The sequence below is a fragment of the Dyadobacter diqingensis genome (assembly GCF_024220585.1).
GTDB lineage: Bacteria > Bacteroidota > Bacteroidia > Cytophagales > Spirosomataceae > Dyadobacter > Dyadobacter diqingensis.
In genome coordinates this window covers 584873-602519 of the sequence record NZ_JAMXKF010000002.1, presented here as the reverse complement: position 1 = coordinate 602519, position 17647 = coordinate 584873, and the positions used below count along the sequence as shown (strand labels likewise).

General features: G+C 42.5%; 13 protein-coding genes. 4 read left to right on the top strand and 9 right to left on the bottom strand.

All coding sequences use genetic code 11. From position 1 onward, the window contains the following. Positions 1–258 precede the first annotated feature (258 nt). Positions 259–1143 (bottom strand): dihydrodipicolinate synthase family protein, encoded by an 885-nt coding sequence (locus tag M1L62_RS08055; protein WP_254412520.1) that lies wholly within the window; start codon positions 1141–1143, stop codon positions 259–261. A 63-nt stretch (positions 1144–1206) separates the two neighbouring features. Beyond that, complete coding sequence (locus M1L62_RS08050) at positions 1207–1680, bottom strand: cupin domain-containing protein (protein ID WP_254412519.1); 474 nt, start codon at positions 1678–1680, stop codon at positions 1207–1209. A 118-nt stretch (positions 1681–1798) separates the two neighbouring features. Here M1L62_RS08050 and pdxR point away from each other — a divergent pair, with 118 nt between their 5' ends. Then, a complete protein-coding gene (gene pdxR / locus M1L62_RS08045) occupies positions 1799–3241 on the top strand; it encodes a MocR-like pyridoxine biosynthesis transcription factor PdxR (protein WP_254412518.1) in 1443 nt (480 codons plus the stop codon). Position 3242: 1 nt separating this feature from the next. Here the strand turns inward: pdxR and M1L62_RS08040 are convergent, their stop codons facing one another. The 4 genes from M1L62_RS08040 to M1L62_RS08025 all read right to left on the bottom strand — a co-directional run bounded on the left by M1L62_RS08040 (position 3243) and on the right by M1L62_RS08025 (position 8305). Next, on the bottom strand, positions 3243–6935 hold the full coding sequence (locus M1L62_RS08040) for a sigma-54-dependent Fis family transcriptional regulator (RefSeq protein ID WP_254412517.1): 3693 nt from the start codon (positions 6933–6935) through the stop codon (positions 3243–3245). A 164-nt stretch (positions 6936–7099) separates the two neighbouring features. Then, positions 7100–7696 (bottom strand): MarR family winged helix-turn-helix transcriptional regulator, encoded by a 597-nt coding sequence (locus M1L62_RS08035; RefSeq protein ID WP_254412516.1) that lies wholly within the window; start codon positions 7694–7696, stop codon positions 7100–7102. Positions 7697–7723: 27 nt separating this feature from the next. Then, positions 7724–7987: a DUF2024 family protein gene (locus M1L62_RS08030; RefSeq protein WP_254412515.1), complete on the bottom strand. Its 264-nt coding sequence runs from the start codon at positions 7985–7987 to the stop codon at positions 7724–7726. 84 nt (positions 7988–8071) lie between these two features. Next, complete coding sequence (locus M1L62_RS08025; protein WP_254412514.1) at positions 8072–8305, bottom strand: thioredoxin family protein; 234 nt, start codon at positions 8303–8305, stop codon at positions 8072–8074. Between the two features lie 372 nt (positions 8306–8677). On the opposite strand from M1L62_RS08025, the gene M1L62_RS08020 reads away from it, so the two are divergent. Beyond that, positions 8678–9313 carry a response regulator transcription factor gene (locus M1L62_RS08020; protein WP_254412513.1) on the top strand — a complete coding sequence of 212 codons (636 nt, stop codon included), beginning with the start codon at positions 8678–8680 and terminating at the stop codon, positions 9311–9313. Here the strand turns inward: M1L62_RS08020 and M1L62_RS08015 are convergent. Continuing rightward, on the bottom strand, positions 9310–12477 hold the full coding sequence (locus tag M1L62_RS08015) for a sensor histidine kinase (RefSeq protein WP_254412512.1): 3168 nt from the start codon (positions 12475–12477) through the stop codon (positions 9310–9312). The genes M1L62_RS08020 and M1L62_RS08015 overlap by 4 nt on opposite strands. Before the next feature lie 741 nt (positions 12478–13218). Here M1L62_RS08015 and M1L62_RS08010 point away from each other — a divergent pair. Beyond that, positions 13219–13821 (top strand): response regulator transcription factor, encoded by a 603-nt coding sequence (locus M1L62_RS08010; protein ID WP_254412511.1) that lies wholly within the window; start codon positions 13219–13221, stop codon positions 13819–13821. Positions 13822–14020: 199 nt separating this feature from the next. Then, positions 14021–14797 (top strand): hypothetical protein, encoded by a 777-nt coding sequence (locus tag M1L62_RS08005; RefSeq protein WP_254412510.1) that lies wholly within the window; start codon positions 14021–14023, stop codon positions 14795–14797. Between the two features lie 69 nt (positions 14798–14866). Here M1L62_RS08005 and M1L62_RS08000 read toward each other — a convergent pair whose 3' ends face one another. Both M1L62_RS08000 and M1L62_RS07995 read right to left on the bottom strand, forming a co-directional pair. Beyond that, entirely contained in the window at positions 14867–15829 is a 963-nt protein-coding gene (locus M1L62_RS08000; RefSeq protein WP_254412509.1) for a DUF1735 domain-containing protein, read from the bottom strand. Positions 15830–15844: 15 nt separating this feature from the next. Next, positions 15845–17644 carry a RagB/SusD family nutrient uptake outer membrane protein gene (locus M1L62_RS07995; protein WP_254412508.1) on the bottom strand — a complete coding sequence of 600 codons (1800 nt, stop codon included), beginning with the start codon at positions 17642–17644 and terminating at the stop codon, positions 15845–15847. Positions 17645–17647 lie beyond the last annotated feature (3 nt).

The following is a 17647-nucleotide window of genomic DNA, read 5'->3' as shown; positions in this document are numbered from 1 at the left end:
CAGATTTACAAGGATCATTCACATTGATGGTCAAAACTAGATCAGCCTGAGAGAATCTTTTGTCGAGGAATGGGAGAAGATTTGTAGAAAGATGTCTACAATAAAAATTAAATTAATTGCTTTGATTAACAGTATGTTATAGAATATTTTCTACCATAAACAACAATATCCTCCTGTAACACAGAAAGATATTGTTGTTTTAAACTAAGAAAATGAAGGATGTTTTGCTCTTTTTCGTTTTACCGGCTCTTCTATATATTATTTCAAAACACTTAAAATTTGTTCGAGTTTTAGATAATCGGCTGGTTCAAGCCCTTTCAAAGGGCTTCTGAGATAACCACTTTCGATACCCTGTATTTTTAAACCCGCTTCTATCGCCCGGGGCAATCCTTTGGCGACGATAAATTGTAGCAGATCAAATTGTTTGTAAAAAACTTCCTGTGCCTTAGTCAGGTCATTTTCCTGAACAGCCAGATACAGTTTGTTATTTAATTCCGGTATCAGATTCGGTGCAGCTGTGCACCATCCCGATGCGCCGGCGGCAAATGCAGCGAGTGCCAAAGGATTTGAGCCGTTGTAAAAGGCTACTTCTTCACCGAGTTCCCTGCGCAGATAATGCATGCGCTGCACATCTCCCGTACTTTCTTTGATCATGGTGACGTTGGGTATTTGCAACAGCCTTTTAAGCAGTGCAGGCGCCATATCGATACCGCCCGTTGCGGGATTATTATATGCCATGATCGGGATGTTAATACTGCTGGCGACTTTTTCATAATGCGTGAAAATTTCGTCATCAGATAGTTTCCAGTAGCTCATGGGAATGATCATAACCGCCGTTGCTCCTGCCTTTTCTGCAAATTTTGCGTGATAAACGGTCTTGTCGGTCGTTAGGTTTGAGACCCCGGCAAGTACCGGGACGCGGCCGTTCACTTGCTTTAAGGTCGCCTCGGTTATGGCTTCCTTTTCGTCGTCATTCAGATATGGGAGTACGCCTGTGCTTCCCAGAGGGGCGATGGCGTTGGCACCGGATATGACTAAACGTTCAGTCAGTGCTTTGAATAATGAAATGTCGACGTTTTCATGCTGATCAAAAGGGGTGATGGGGTAGGCGATAATGCCTTTGAAAGTTTTGTTGCTGCTCATGTTTTCTGGTTTGATGGTTGAAGGCAGGTATTCCCTCGTTCAGGATTACCTGCCCGGGGATTTTTATAAATCGCGTCCTTCTTCCTCTCTCAGTGCCACACCGAGATTCTGCAATTGCGGTGCATTTTCACAGGCAATGTATTTTGCCGGCTGGGAGTCACTCAGGTTCTGATGTCTGTGCCAGGCCCAGCTTGGAATGTAAACGGCGTCTCCGGCTTTCCACTCAACCTTTTCATCTTCAACCTCGGTGAATCCTGTGCCTTCGAGTACATAAAGCACTGTCTCATAGGTATGACGGTGCCTGTTGGTCAGTTGTCCGGGTAATAGGCCTCCGATGGTAAGACTTACATTTTTGGTAGGCAGATCGACGAAGAAAACCGGATGTTTTCGTTCTGTTGAGAATTGGCTGTGTTCTCCTGCATTTTCGACATTCTGATGGATCAGTTTCTCTGGTTTTACATAGGTCGGGCGGGCAAACGTCTGATGGAAATCCTTTGACGAAAATTGCGCTTTTGTTTTTTCTGTGATGTCTTCCATGGTATTAAGCGGTTATTGGTGAAAAATATATTGGTCTCAATCGCGTTTTGACTCTGCAAAAATTGTTTATTTTTGGATTACTAAAATGGCCCAGTTTTAAACTAAACAGATGGTCCAGATGCTCAGACCCTGGAAAACGATTCTTACGCTTGACTTTGGAAATAAACTTGCCGTTTACAGGCAGATAGCGGAAGGGATTATTGCAGAAATCAGAAAAGGAAGACTAAAACCCGGAACTGCGTTGCCGGGAACACGTGTGCTTGCAGAAGATATTGGCGTAAACAGAAAAACTGTTGTATTGGCCTACGATGCGCTGATTGCGGAGGGCTGGCTCGAAACAGCGGATAAAAAAGGGACATTTGTTTCGGCGGAATTACCCAAATTAAAAACGACCCAAACCAATGCCGGAAGCAATTTTCAATTCAACAATCATAGCAACATTGAAACGCTGCAAGCCAGAACACCTTCAAGTCTGATCACTTTCAATGACGGGTTGCCGGATGTTCGTTTAGCGCCAATGGATGAGCTGGCGAAGGCTTACAAACGGATTTTTCAGCAAAAGACGAGATGGCGAATGATGGGATACGGGCATGAGCAAGGTGATGAGAGGCTGCGCGTGGCATTGGCTGATATGCTTTCACACAAAAGAGGTATGACGGCTAATTTTGCCAACATCTGTATCACGCGCGGAAGTCAGATGGCTTTGTATTTGACGGTCAATACACTGATTAAGACTGGCGATTATGTGGCGATGGAGTGTCCCGGATATCTGCCGGCGTGGCAAACTTTTAAAAATGCCGGTGCGCAAATGATCACGGTAAACGTCGATGAAAAGGGTTTGGTCGTTGACGAATTGGAGCAGATTTGTAAGGTTAAACGACTCAAAGCGGTTTACGTGACACCACACCACCAGTTTCCAACAGCCGTGAGTATGAAAGTGGAGAGGCGGCTGAAACTGATCGAGCTTTCCAACCGCTATGGATTTGCAATTATCGAAGACGATTATGACCATGAATATCACTTTGAAACCAAAAGTCTGCTGCCTCTGGCCAGTGAAGTTCAGGCCGTCAATGTGATCTATATCAGTTCGTTGAGTAAACTGGTTGCTCCGGCTGTAAGGATTGGCTATGTTACCGGCCCTGCGGAATTTATATCATCATTGTCACAACTACGATCGATCATAGACCGGCAGGGGGACGTTATTATGGAACAGGCCATTGCGGAATTGATGGAAAACGGCGCTATCAACCGCCATGCCAAAAGGGCTTACAACGTTTACAAAGAGCGACGGGAGGTTATGGATCAAAACCTTCGTCGTTATTTGGGAGATCGGATAACATACCGGAAACCCGAGGGCGGGCTTGCCTTCTGGATAAAATTCAATCATGAACTAAGCACCGAAATGTTATCCTCACAATTGTTAAAAAAGGGTGTTTCTGTCATGTCTACCGAGCGGTTTTCCTTTGATGGAAAATCACTGAATGCACTCAGGCTGGGTTATGCGTCACTCACAGCAGCAGAACTGGAAGAAGGCATTCGCACCATCGCATCGGTGATTTGACTTATGGTTTTTGAATGAATATCTGCTCCTTTTTAATACCCAGTTTTTTGATCTTTGAATTAAGCGTACCCACTTTTATGTCCAAAATTTCGGCAGCACCGCCGGGTCCGAAAATTTTGCCATTACATTTATTCAATACCTCGATGATGTAGTCGCGCTCATGTTCTTCGTGCGTTTTGAAATATCCGTCTGTTTGCGGAGACCTGTTTTCTCCGGATTTTAGTTTGGGCAAATGCATATCGCGGATGACCGGTCCGGTGCTCATCAAAATACTCCGTTCGATCAAATGTTCCAGTTCCCTGACATTGCCCGGCCAGTTGTAGGCCATCAGTTCCTTCATAGCCTGGCTGGAAATCTGGCTTATTTTCTTCCCGTTATTTTTGGCGTACTTCTCAATAAAATGAGAAACGAGCGTGGGAATATCTTCCTTATGCTCCCGAAGCGGAGGCAGGGTAATGGGAAAGACATTCAAACGATAATACAGGTCGCTGCGGAACCGACCTTCATTTACTTCCTTTTGCAGGTTTCTGTTTGTAGCGGCAATAATCCGCACATCTATTTTTATCGTGCCTTTTCCGCCAACTCTTTCAATTTCTCTCTCCTGAAGGGCCCTTAATAATTTTACCTGCAAATCAAGCGGCATTTCTCCAATCTCGTCCAGAAATAAAGTGCCGTGGTTAGCTAACTCAAACTTTCCCAGGCGACGTTCGGTAGCACCGGTAAAACTGCCTCGTTCATGTCCAAATAACTCACTTTCGATCAGATTCGCGGGCAGGGCGGCACAGTTCACTTTTACCATCAGTTTGTTTTTTCGGGAAGAGGAGTTATGAATTGCCCTGGCAATCAGCTCCTTGCCGGTACCGGTTTCGCCTAAAATTAAAACAGTACTGTTGGTGAACGAAACATGGGAAAGCAGATGAAATACCTGCTGCATGCCGGCGCTGGCTCCGATGATGTCGTTATAGGAATAACCGCTGCTGGCTTCCTGCTGCAAATAAAGGTTTTCGTCTTCCAGCTGCTGTTTGTACCTGCTTATTTCTTCGAGCTGCTGTTCAATTTTTTCATTGGCAATAATATTGGAAACGGCCGTTGCGAGATGGTGCGAAAGTTTTTCGAGAAGGTTTTTGTCGTCCTGTGAAAAAGAATTGTCCTCTTCCGAAAGCAGCACGAGTGCACCGATAATCTCATTGTTATACCTGAGCCGAACAGAGGCTACTTCGCGAATGCCGGCATTGATAATGAATTCAATATGGGGCATTTTCATATTGGCAAGCATTCCGAATGAAAAAACAACCGGACATTCAGATTCCATAACCACGTTGTGCAGTCCGTCATTAATGGGGAACATCACGGAGACAACCCTTTCAAAATCAGGATGCTGAACCGTCTTTTCATTATCGCGGGCGAAAATTGAATAAAGCCCTTTTTTAATATCATACCAGGCTACGCACATATCCGAAAAAGTCAGAGTCGATTTCAGAGGTTGCTTAATGGAAGCCATCAGATCTCTCTTGTTGCGGGTCGAGGACAGCGCGTTGCTGATCGATAGCAGAATTTCGTTTTCCCGGTCGCGACGTGTAATTTCTTCCAGTGATAAAACAGTCGAAATGGCAGTGGAAAGCTGGTCGGTTATCCCTTTCAGGATTGTCAGATTGATTTCCTCAAATGCAGTCTCACTTTCTGACAAAATATTTAGAAAACCGATCACGTCATTGTTGCTGGTCAGCTTTACCAACAGCATTTTTTTAATGCCCATTTCGTAGATGAACTGCGTCCCTTCATGTTTTCCGGGGTTTGATGCAGCGTCTTCAATGGCTATAATAACCGGTTCATCATGGCCTAATGCAACGTCGTGAATGCCATCATGCACAGCGTATTCGGGGATAATTACATTTTTGAATTCAGGATGCTGCTCTCTTTTATCTGTTAAATGATGGGCAAAAACTTTGAATGTCTGGTTTTCGGAATTGTACAGCGTAATGGCAATGTCGGTAAATGACAGTAGTTCTTTGAGCTTATGTTTAATGATCAAAAGCAGATCTTTCCGATTTTTAACCTTATCAATATCAGCACTTAACGATAACAATATTTTAGTATCCTTCTCTTTTTTTTCAAGATTTTCGTTTGCAATAATATTAGCGACCGCGATGGCAATCTGGTGCGCAACTCCCTGAATGATATCGAGGTGATTATCCTTGAAGTTGTTTGGCCTGTCTGAGTAAAAATTCAGAATGCCAAATACTTCTTTTTCATTTTTAAGGCCCACAGAAACCATTTCCCGTGTACCGATGCTATGTTGGAATTGTAAAACCTCCGGCAGCGAATCTGTTTTTACCAGTTTATCCAGATCAATAAACAATGGTTTATTGTTATCAAGAATGGAGCAGAGATTAAAATCAATGGATGCCTGAAAAGTATTTTTCGGATGGTTTTTTGCCGGCACTTCACCGGTTGCATCTACAAAGTTTTCGTAAGATTTTTTATCTTTTGAAAGCAGAATGATTGTACTGTGGGAGAAGTAAAACAGTTTTTTTAATTCGAGATGCATTACTTCCTGCAAGTCAACTTTATTTCTGGTCTGGGCTAGATGCTTTCCAAGCGACAATAGCACAGATTTTTCGTCGTTGCGTATCCTGATCTCCTCGCTGGCCAGAATATTGGCAAGTGCTTTTGCGAGATTAAACGAGATGTTTTTAAGCAGCGAAAGGTGTTCCGGTGTAAACACATTTTCGTGCTCGGACAAGAGAACCAGCTGTCCCAGGGTTTCGCTGCCGTCAAGAAGTTTCAAATGGACAAGTTGCCGGACGCCCATTTCGTAGATCGCCTTACCCCAGTCGCTTCCCTCATCCACAAGATTTTTCACCTCGGTTAATTCGGGATAATGTGTTACTCTCTGGCTGTTTAAGTCCGGATATTCGACGCGGGTCATTTCGTGAAAACGCGGATCCGAAAAACGTTTCGGCAGTACCCCAAATGAAAATATTTTGTAAGACTCAGTCTGCTTGTTGTAAACCAGCACATTGTTCTCGTCATAAGGGATGTATTTTTTTAGCCCGGTATTAATCAGGTTTATGAAATCATCTTTGTCTTTTACCGCAACCATCAAATTCCCAATCTCAAAGAGGATTTCTTTCTCTCTGCCAAGCATCAGAAGTTCCTCGTGATAAAGGATGTTTTCCATGGCAGTCGAAATGTGGCAGGCGATTCCGTGAATCAGCGTGACGATATTGCTTCCAAAACTGTCCGTTTTGTCGGAATAAAAGCTGATGGCGCCAATAGGTTTTTCGTCTGCCGTTCGCAAAGCCACCACCATAAATTCCTTTAATCCGGCTTTATGGGTCATTCTGACGTAATCAGGCACATCAATAGCCGCAGCTTTTTTGGCAATATCAAAAACTACCGGCGTGTTTGCTTCAAACAAAACGTTGTAGATGCCATCCTGAACGGGAATAGGGCGTGAAACGATCTGGTCATAGTCCGGATCCGACTTGCTGACCGAGTTTGGGTCGAGCAGGAAAGTCGTCATGAACTGCCGGTTTTTATCGAATTGAAGCGTAGCCGTATGAGTAAAATAAAACAGATTTCTCAGGTTATCATTGATCACCTTCAATAGAGAATTCCGGTCTTTCACACCAGCAATCGCATTGCTGATCGAGAGCAAAATTTCCCTTTCCGTTGTTTCATTCTGATTCATAGGGTGTACGTCTTGGCTAACAGGTAGTCACTATTTCCGATTAAAGTTACTACCGTTTTGAATAAAATTGTTGAAATAAAAACAATTTTGTCCCCGATTCCAGCAATCTATGAGCTATATACGTATATTTTCCGACTGCCTGGATCGGGTTTTGCCTTGGTTTTCTAAGCGTTTTCAAATTCACCGCAATCTATCCTGATATCTTCGGAGGATAATTTAAGATTGAGTAAATTACAAAAGTGCTTCCCGTTATGGGACGAAAAATACCGGCAATTGAAACAGGTCCTCTGCACACTGATCACTTCCAGTTTGTTGAGCAGCCTGATGTAGCCCGATATATTTTCCCACAACACCAGTTTATCATCCTGATCTGATCTTGCGATAATCTCAGTCAGCGGATTTGTGAAATTCTCAGTTTCGGAAACTACTTTATCACCTGTCTCCGTAAGCTGGATCGTATAACTCCGGGTATCGCTGTGATCCGTAAATTTTTCGATCAGCTTTTTCTGTTCAAGTATTTTAATGGCATCACTGATGGTCGGCTTGGTCAGGTTAAATTCTTTCGCGAGATAACTTACCGTAGTCCGGTCGGCCCGGTGATGCCTGATAAAAATCAGCAGCTGAATTTGAATAGGACTTAAACTATGTTCTTTCGCCTTTTCCCAGAGCAAAATCCTGAATACCTGTGAAAGACGTTCCAGTCCTGCCACAATTTTATTATCCAGGTTTGCATTCTGCTCATTTAAATTAAAAACTGACATAATTTTTTAGTTTCCTGTTCTCCCGCCTTAGTCACATCCCTGCATCTCAATGATAAAATATCCTTTTTGACTGATGCCCTCAACGATCTCGGGTGTGGCTTGTTCAATATGACAAAACCTGCACTCACGGGATGTCAGCGGTTGATTTTCATGTTGTTTATATTGTAAGTAATCCTTACCAAAAGTATGGATAATTTCTGCATCTTTTATGTGATCGGGCGCGAGAATGTCAAAGTGCATGATTTCTCCGTCCTTTCTGGTCACGTATGTGTCCCAAACTGCAACTTTCATAATTTTTCTGGTTTAATAACAGGCATGAACTTTTCATGCCTGTTGTGTTTAATTTAGGAATCCTAACTATTTAATTCAAATTTTTTAACCTTTTACTTCTTCAATGGATGCTCCGAAATTGATATGAAGTACATTGCCGTTGGGGGTTACCAGCGCCGGTACCGACTTAACTCCAGATTTTTCTGCCTCCGCAATTCTGTCGCTGTTTTCACCTAGATGCACCACATCTACCGTAGCAGGATCGATAAGATTTAAAATATCGTGTTCTGCGCTCAAACAAACCGGGCAGCCGGCGTGATAAAAAATTGACTTCGCCATTTTCTTGTTTTTTAGGTTTAAAATAAATTTCGATACAAATATAGTAAGGATTCCTAACTATACAAATTTTTGATTGTTTAATTTTTTTGTGAAATCTTTTGAGGGGTACCGATGGCATCGCTGATGGTTTTGAAATCCATTCCAGCCAGCAAACCATCCCGGATTATTCTACAAGGATGTTTGCGACTTCGGTTGCTCTTGATAAGTCGAAAAGTGCAATAAGTGGTATTTAAGTGACATTCATTAAGATAAAAACTGAATAATAAAAGATGATTCGTGGTGGAAATTGGGTTTTTTTGTAGAGTTATCTCGACAAAGGCAAACCGATAAAAAAGTAATTTTGTGCAGATTTAGAAATTCTCTGCTCAACTTATGAACATACTTATTATTGAGGACCACCCTTTAATAAAAATTGGTTTAAAACATCTTATCCGGGAGTCTGCGCCCAAGGCCGTATTGACGCAGGCGGACAGCTTTCCCACAGGAATGGCATTGATGGATACTTCGAAATTCGATTTGCTTATTCTGGATATTGAAGTGCCGGGTGGACAAAATATCAAGATGATGGATATGGTCAGAAAAAAGCAATCCGAAATAATCATATTAATTCATTCGGGACATGATGAAGATACGTATGCGCTTCCGTATTTGCAGGCCGGTGCAGACGGATTTCTTTCCAAACAATCCTCTCAGGAGGAATTCAAAAAAGCTTTCAGTGAACTGATGAATCATGGAAAGTATGTGAGCTATCGCATCCAGCAGACGCTGCTGCATAACATCAGTGACAACAATTCCAGAAAGCTAAAAAACCCGATTCTTTCTCTTTCCCGCCGTGAAACCAGGGTTATGGAATTACTGATGGAGGGAAAGTGGACCAAGGAAATTTCCTCGATCCTGGACTTGAAAGAAAATACGATCAGCACCTACAAAAGACGGATTTTCGATAAACTTGACGTGACCAATGAACTTGAACTGGCGAAAAAACTTTCACTTTTCAAAAGTTATTAATCATTCTCGAAAATGAGGTGGAAGTAAGTCATATCGGTTTGCCTGATTTCCAGTTTGATGTTAATCAGAGCAGAGATTTCCTTTACAATCAGCAAGCCGAGCCCGGATTTCCGGCCGTTGGCAAATCGTGACTCCCAAAGCTGGTCATCGTCATCTGTGCGATTGATGAGCGCAATAATCTCCTCGGGGACTCCCAATGTGCTGTTTGAGATAATCAGCCGCGTTTTCTGATTCTCGTCCACTTCTGAATTTATCCTGATAATCCCGCTGTGCGTATATTTGGCAGCATTGTCGATCAGGTTATGAATGAGGATACCAAGCATTTGGTAGTCGGACATGACGGCTATATCGGCAGGCACGTCATTAATAAACTGATTGCTGTTAAAGTCAATCACATTTTTAAACAATTCAAGTTTATCCGTAACGATTGTATTCAGAAAGATATCTTCGAACTTCAATCTGTTTTCGTATACGTATACTTTAATATAATCCAGCAGCCCTTTGAGCATATTGCTCATTCGCCGGGACGAGTCGCCGATCAAAGCGCCGAGGGTCGCCACATCCTCGTATTCCTTATGGCCGATCATGCCGGGGATACTATTGGCCGTCAGGCTTATATAGTTTAGCGGGGTTTGGATGTCATGGGTCATGGAGGTTAATATCCGGGAGAGCACGTGCACCTGTTTTTCAACATCTCCCAGCGTTTCGTTTAGCTTTTCGGTACGACTTAAAATAATTTTTTCAAGCCGAAGGTTCTCTTTCGTGATTTTTCTCAGCCTGATCAGGTTATAGCCATACACGAGACCAATGATCACCAAGCCTAAAATCACTTTGGCCCACCATGTTTGATACCAGTGTAACGGTACCTGAACAGATAATTTTTTTATTTCGATGTTGTTGATACCGAACCCGTTTGTCTTTTTGATATATAAAGTATATCTCCCCGAATTGATATTGGAGAAAATGACATCGAAATTGCTGCCGTTAACCGGTATCCAGTCGCCTGCATCAGGTTTTTCATTTTCCTGTACCAGGGCATAAGCCAGGTGTAAGTTATTCAGATTTCCGTAGTAGGGGGTGGAGAAATAAAATTTGACCTGGGATGGGTCCATGGGCAAAACGATCTGGTCGCCGGAAACCCGGATTACTTTTTGATTGACCTCGACGCGATCCAGAAATATTTTTCCGGTAGGAGTTCTCGCTGTAACCTTGTCTGGCCTGAATGCCACCAGGCCTCGTAACGATGGAAGTGACATGTACCCGTTGCCCAGTTTTACACCGCAGGGCTGACAAGAGCCATTAAATTCATTGGTTGAAAACCCGTCTTCTTTGGCATAATACATGTAAAAAAGTTCAGGACGTGCCAATTTGGCTATGTTCGTTTTTTTTACATATTGAAACAAATCAGATTTTGAAAATTGAAAGAGCCCTTTGTTGGTAGGCACCCAGAGATAACCTCTGTCGTCATCCATTACGCAATGGGGACTGGCAAGGTATCTGTTTTTGTCAAGGGGAAATTTTACCAGCTTACTTTTGCCGTCGAAATAGATAAGTCCATTTTCAAGAGAAGTAAGCCAGACTTGATTTGTATTGGATACGGATATGCTTTTGATGTACATTTCCTCTGTGCCTTTTACCGTTTCGTAGCTATTTTCGGCCGGTTTGTAAATATACAATCCGGCTGTCGTAGCCACCAGCATTTTTTCATTAGACAAAAATGCCAGATAGGTTATTGCGAGGTTTTTCAAATATCGTCTGGGTTGGGGATTAGCCTTTTTGAGGTCGATCCCGTATAACCCGTCTGTATTGATACTAAACCATATCATGCCATTGGGGCCGTCTTGAATGTGTTTAATGGTCTCGGTGAAGTGCCAGCTGCGAAGAACTTTTTCAGTATTTCGATCAAACTGCTTAAGATTTGCATTCCCTACGATCCATATAAAACCATTTCTGTCTTTTAGTCCGACACGCCTATCTGCCTTAAATATCTTTTTTGAATCGATAATCTGTCTGGAAAAATTCAATCCTGTTTCGGGATCGATGCCCATTTCTGTTCCGGAAGGAATTAACACTGAGTTTTTGGAAAACGGAATCTGGGCATAAAAAACATTGTCTATTTCTCCCCCTGGCATTTTTAGATTTCTGAACGAGTGAAGTGTCAGAACAAACAGGCCTTGTGTCAGGCTGCCAAGAAGGACTTTTTTATGTAACCTGTCGAAGAAAATTTCCTGAATATTTTTATCAGTAAAGTCGAAATCTTTAACAATCAATTTCGTAGAAACTGTGCTTCCTGTGCCAGGTTCCAATAAATACAAGTCTCTTCCAATGTTGATAAATGCCTGATCCTCATCCAGATTCCAGTATAAATATGCTTTAAGGCCTGCTTTGTAGCCGGGATTGTTCAAAATTTCACCCCCGAAAGGCAGGTCTGTTACTCCTGATCTATCTATTTTTTGAATCCCCCGGTTGTCTTTAAAATAGTAAATTTGCGAATTCATGGTGAAAAAATTCAGCGCCTTTCCATGAAATTCAGTCTGATATTGTTTCAGGCCGTTTTTGTAAAGTTTTACCAAGTTATCTTCACAGAGATAAAAGTCTCTTCCTTCGTAATTAGCTGGCAGGACATAATGTTTAATATCCTTCATTTCTCCAAGAAAGTTAGGAAGTCCGTCTGCAATCATCGTGTTTTCATCGATAGCTTTTACCTTAGGGAGTATTGTTACTTTATCCCGTATAAAAGTCAGCTCTCGAACCGCCGTGCCATTTTCAATGGTAACAAGGTCGCCATGGGTGGTTACGGCATATAAAACATTTCTGAAATTCAGTCGGTTAGAATTGTTAAAGAAGGAGGATCCCGATCCATACAATCGCCCCAGTTTTATGACAGAGGGCGGTAAAATATGAAACCGGTTATTGGAAACATTTACATTGGTGTTGTTGAATATGTAAAACCGGTTGCCGTCAAACCGTAACAGACCGTCTTCGGTAGCCAGCCAGATAAAACCGTTGACATCAGAAACTATACCCCTTATACTGTTTTGAGGTAATCCGTTTTCATCGGTAAAGTGAGAAACGGAATAATTGCTTTGGGCAGAACTGCATACGGGCAGAAGGATTAATAAAATGTATAATAATACGGGGTTTCCGGGTAAAAGTTTAGTCATTAAAGTTGTGGTTTTACCTGACGTTAATTTGTATGGCTTGGTTGAACCGTACAAAAGAAAGCCCGGTTTGGGTCCATGTTGTGAATTGAGGGTAATATTGAACAAAGTAACAATCTTGTAATAGTTATATTATTCAGAATGTTAACTATTGCGTAGATCAAAGGTACCGTAGTGCCTTAAATTTTTCGACATAATTCTACAAAAAATAGTTTAAATCTCTACAACTTATTATTAGTAGTAACCGTAAATTTGGTAGGTGAAATAAACTTATTATGCTTAGTGTATTGTCACCTGTAGTACAGTGACAAGTGCGAAATTGATGGTAGCAATTATATGAATATCCTTCTAATTGGTAAAATAACACATACTAAACAATCATGAGCAAGAACCAACATAAGCCAAGGTATTTTTGTCTGCTTTATCCGGTTTTGTTAAAGCAGTATTCTTCTTCATTTCTTCCTGATAGCCTTATTTTAGCCAGTTTGCAAACAGATTAGCAGCCATTTGGTCTGGCTTTGTTCCTTATGTTAAATTGTGATAATATCAGAAAGGCTATCTTGGAATATTTCAATTTATCAACTTTCGGGTATCGGATTGAATGGGTTCAGATCTTCATTTTTTAGATGAAGCGTTTCTGGTGCAAACAAACTGGTGCCGGCTTTTTACGACGAAGAAAATGATTCCGATGGCTTTTTAATTAGAAAATACTTTACAAATAATACGTTAAAACCCTCTACAAAAATGACCAGAATATTACTCTCCATTAAAAATGACTTTTTCCGAATGGGAATTGCGGCGTCTGTTAAGGAATACACGGGCAATGCCTACATTGAGGAAATAGACAGCTTGAAAAATGTACAAAAAAGTCTGCAAAAATCGTATTTCGATTTGCTGATCGTTGAAGCCAATTTATCAGAGATGTTTAATCCGGCTGTTTTTGATGGCATACGCCAGATCCAGCCCGACATAAAGATTCTGATCATTAGTGAAGACAATGAAAAAGTGCTGGCATATACCTATTTAAAAAAGGGCGTCGATGGTGTTTTTCTTAAATCAATGAGCAAGTATGAGTTTCAATCGGCCTTCGATACGGTATTGACCGGACGGAAATACGTTGCCACTACCCGGATGGGTCGTCAGCGTAAAAGCAAAAATGTAAGCACACTTTCTCCAAGGGAGTCAGAGGTTATGCATTTGCTTTTGAAAGGCTTCCGTACAACTCAGATTTGTAAAGAACTCAATCTCGCGCCATCCACGATCAGTACGGTCAAATTTAAAATGTACCAGAAAATGCAGGTGGATAATGTGGTTGATTTAATGGGCAAGGTCAACAGGGTAGGTTAAAAATCGGCCTTACTGAATTCGAATATTTTTGTTGAAAATACTTTTTAAATCCGGTCTTAATCAGGGATATTACATCCTGGTTGAGACCGGATTTTGTTGTAAATATATTTTTCTGTGATACTGTCTTTATTGGTATGTATCAGGGTTCCAACGTTTTTATTCATAAGTGTGTCATGTTTAAAACCAAAACCTCATCCTTATGAAAAAGATATTTTACCTGCTGCTGTTGGCTGGCCTGATCGCGGCCTGCAAATCGAATCAGGCTGATGATTTCAAGGTAGAGCCGGGCTCCATTGCTTACAATGATGAGGCAAGAGTCCTGAAAAAAACCTATGCAACAGCTGCTGATAAATCTAACGAGATCAATACCGAAGAACGTTATACATACGATGCCAGCGGGAATCTGACGCGTGTGGACGGTTATCAGTTTTATCAGGGGAAGATGGGGCTTGTGTTCTATCAGGAAGATATTTACAATGCTGGTGGACAGCGGATCCGTCGTACATATTATTCTAAAAATGCTTACAATAAATGGCCGGCGGGCAGAGAGGTGGAATACGAATACGAAAACGGTGTACTGAAAAGGGAGAAGGCTTATTATTATGTTGACAATTCACAGGATACCAGGCGGCTGGCAAGTGTGACGGTTTACGAATTTAAGGACGGTAAAAAGGTCAGACAAAAGTTTTACGGCGATCAGAATGTGTTGTACTATGAAATTGTTTATTCATACAGCAATAACATACTGACCCTGGAAACTGTGTACAACGAGAAAGGAGAAGTTACCAGGACTTTTGAGCATAAGTTTTCCGGAAACCGCCGTCAGATCTCAGAACATATGCCAACGATGAAAGAGCAGATAGCCTTGATCGAGAAAACATATGACGCAAAGGGAAGGTTATCCCGCGAGGAAACCAAAGTGAACAATCCGCTGCTTTGCTCCATGATGGCAGGGTTTATCAGATATCATTATTAACGCGGTGCCAGCGTTTTGAGGTACGTAAAAAAATCGCTGTCGGCAAACCCGGCAGCGATTTTTTGGTTTTCAGTAATGTGATGGATTTTCGTCCTGCCATTCATTGACGCCGTCACGGATCCGGTTTCGGAAGGTCAGTGTATCCTGCGCGAACGAAGTGGTTCCGTCGGTGTTGGCAAATTTGTATTTCAAAACAATCTTTCTATCCTGAAGAAGTTTGGCCTGATTGAAAATGCTGGCTCCATCGGAAATAACATTCACACCTGACCCATCAGCTTTGCTGACCGTGATATTTCCTCCGTTCAGGGTTATCTTCATCGCCCCCGACTGATCGCTGATTTTATTGGTCACCAGGGCATTGGGTGCTACGGTTTTTAAAGTCATAACTTTGCTTTCCGGAGAAGGTATCGTGGTAAAATATTTTACTGTTTTCACAACTTTTCCAGTCGAATCTTTCACCGTTGTTACACCTCCATGCCAGTAATTTCCGAAGAGCATGTTCTCGTATTTCAGTGCAATCACGGTATAACGTTTTCCTTTTGGGATAGAATCGGCGTCTGCCGAGGCAATGTAAAACGGAATCGCATAGACCGGTTTTATCGTAGCGATATCATTTAAAAACCGGGCGGAGTCGGCCTTGATGGTGATGCTTCCGGAATGGTTGCCCTTTTTAATAACCATCTGGCTATTGTCGGAAATTGTGAAATAGCTCGCAGGCATCACTTTTAGCGTATCCACGGAACCGACCGCTTCTTTAATGTAACCTGCGCCTGCTTTCATCGCTGCCAGAATACTTGCATTGATCAGTTTGGTGTCCATATCAAAATTGACGATCCGGTCGCTGCTATTTTCCCGGACACCGCTCAGTGCCGCGCCAACTTCTATTTTCATTCCCTCACCAACGACAAATGTGCGGACATTGGTTTGGTACATGAAGTAAATGGCGGTGTAATCGAAATCCTCAATATAATCCTTGTAACAGGACGTCATAAGAACCGAGAGAAGAAGTAATACCGTTGTTATCTTTTTCATAGATTTTATAATTAATTATTTCCAGGCGTCCCAACCTTCATTTTGAACCAGATTACTCATTCTAAGCATTTCGTCGTACGGGATAGGCAGATAAGCCGACGGATAGGCGCGTACTTCCACGACCTGATCCAGATTGTATGTAAAAGTACCGTCAGCATTTTTCTGGATTTTCGCCATATGAACCGGTTTATTCAGCGATGTAAGATTGGTGGTCCAGCGGCGGAGATCGTAAAAACGATTTCCCTCAAAGCAGGTTTCAAGCCTTCTTTCATTTTTAATAAAATCGTTGAATGCAGCTTTCCCGAGAGAAGCCACTTCTGTCAGATAGGGGTCGGTTGTAAAACCCTTCCCGCCATCAGTATTGTCTTTTTTTCTTAAATATGCCATGGCGTCTTTGGCAGATAGTCCGTATTTAGCTCCTTCGGGACCTTCAAACTGGTTTGCGGCCTCTGCAAAGGTCAGGCACATTTGCGCCCAATAAATGAAAAACTTTGCGTGAGGCTGCCTGTTGATTGAATTATCCGACCAGTTAAGTCCCATGAATACCATTTTTTTGATGTGGTAATTGGTTCTGCTGTTTACAGCCGGACCAGCCGCGTCCTTGCCATTCAGCCAGTTTTCGAACGTATACATCGTCGTACTCGTATTGATTTTCACCGCCTTGGCATTGTTGTGGAAAATGGTAGCGTAGAATCTCGGATCACGGTTTTCATAGGGTTTGACAGGATCGTACAAACTTCTTGGATCCGAAATCGGATACCCATTTTTCATCGGGAAAGCATCGACAAGCTCCTGGGTGGCGCCAACAGAACCCGTTCCCTGAAAACCGCCCGGATAGAACATTCTCTCCATCGCATCATTGGCATTGGTATAGCGGGCTGAAAATATGATCCCTCCGAAGTTAGGGTCGAACCAGTTCGTGGCCTTGTTGACATTAAATCCGTTGGTCACGGCATCGGTTTTCATTTTGAAATCCATTACCTCCTTTGCATTTTTTGCTGCCAGGTCCCAGCGCGTGATATCGTTGCCGGGATTAAAACGCGGGCTGGCCCAGGTCAGATAAACCATTGCTTTAATCGCACGGGTTGTGATACCGTCAAAACGGCCCCAGTAACGCCCGCCTGCATACGCACGGTCGTTCACATTCGGGACAAGAAAGTCGCGGTGGGCAAGCGGCAGATACTTATAAGCTGAGTCGCAATCCGCGATGATTTGTTTTACACATTCGTCATAAGTATTACGGGCCAGATTGGTTTGTTCTTTGATATCAATCGGTTCGAGTACGATCGGGAATCCGAGAAGCTGGCCGTTCATGCCTTTGCCTCCGAATTTTTGAAGCAGATCCCATTGAAACCACGCACGTAAGGCAAAAGCTTCGCCCTGAAGACGATTCTTAACAAGGCTGTCCAGATGGGCATTGACAAGAAACTTCGTGTTATATCCGCGGCGGTCTTTCAGAAAAAGATTGACCAGATAAATGGAACGATAATCTCTGTCCCAGTAAGTTCTGAACGGGTCCATGCTTGTAGGTAACGCACCCACCGCGAGACGGCTTATTGCATTGGTGGTGCTGGTGATCACCACATCGTCGGTTGCTCCGTCCATGTAGACACCCTCGTTGTCGTTATAGTTTCTGGGCATGTTGTCGTAACATTGCCCTACAAGTCCCTGCACCATATCCTGAAATTTCCAGATATCTTCGGTGGTACGATTCCCGTTTGGATAAGGTTCCAGGTAATCGACGCATGAGCTGAAAACTCCGGCCACCAACAAGATGGAGAAGATGCTTTTTATATTGATCATTTTAAAATCCATAAA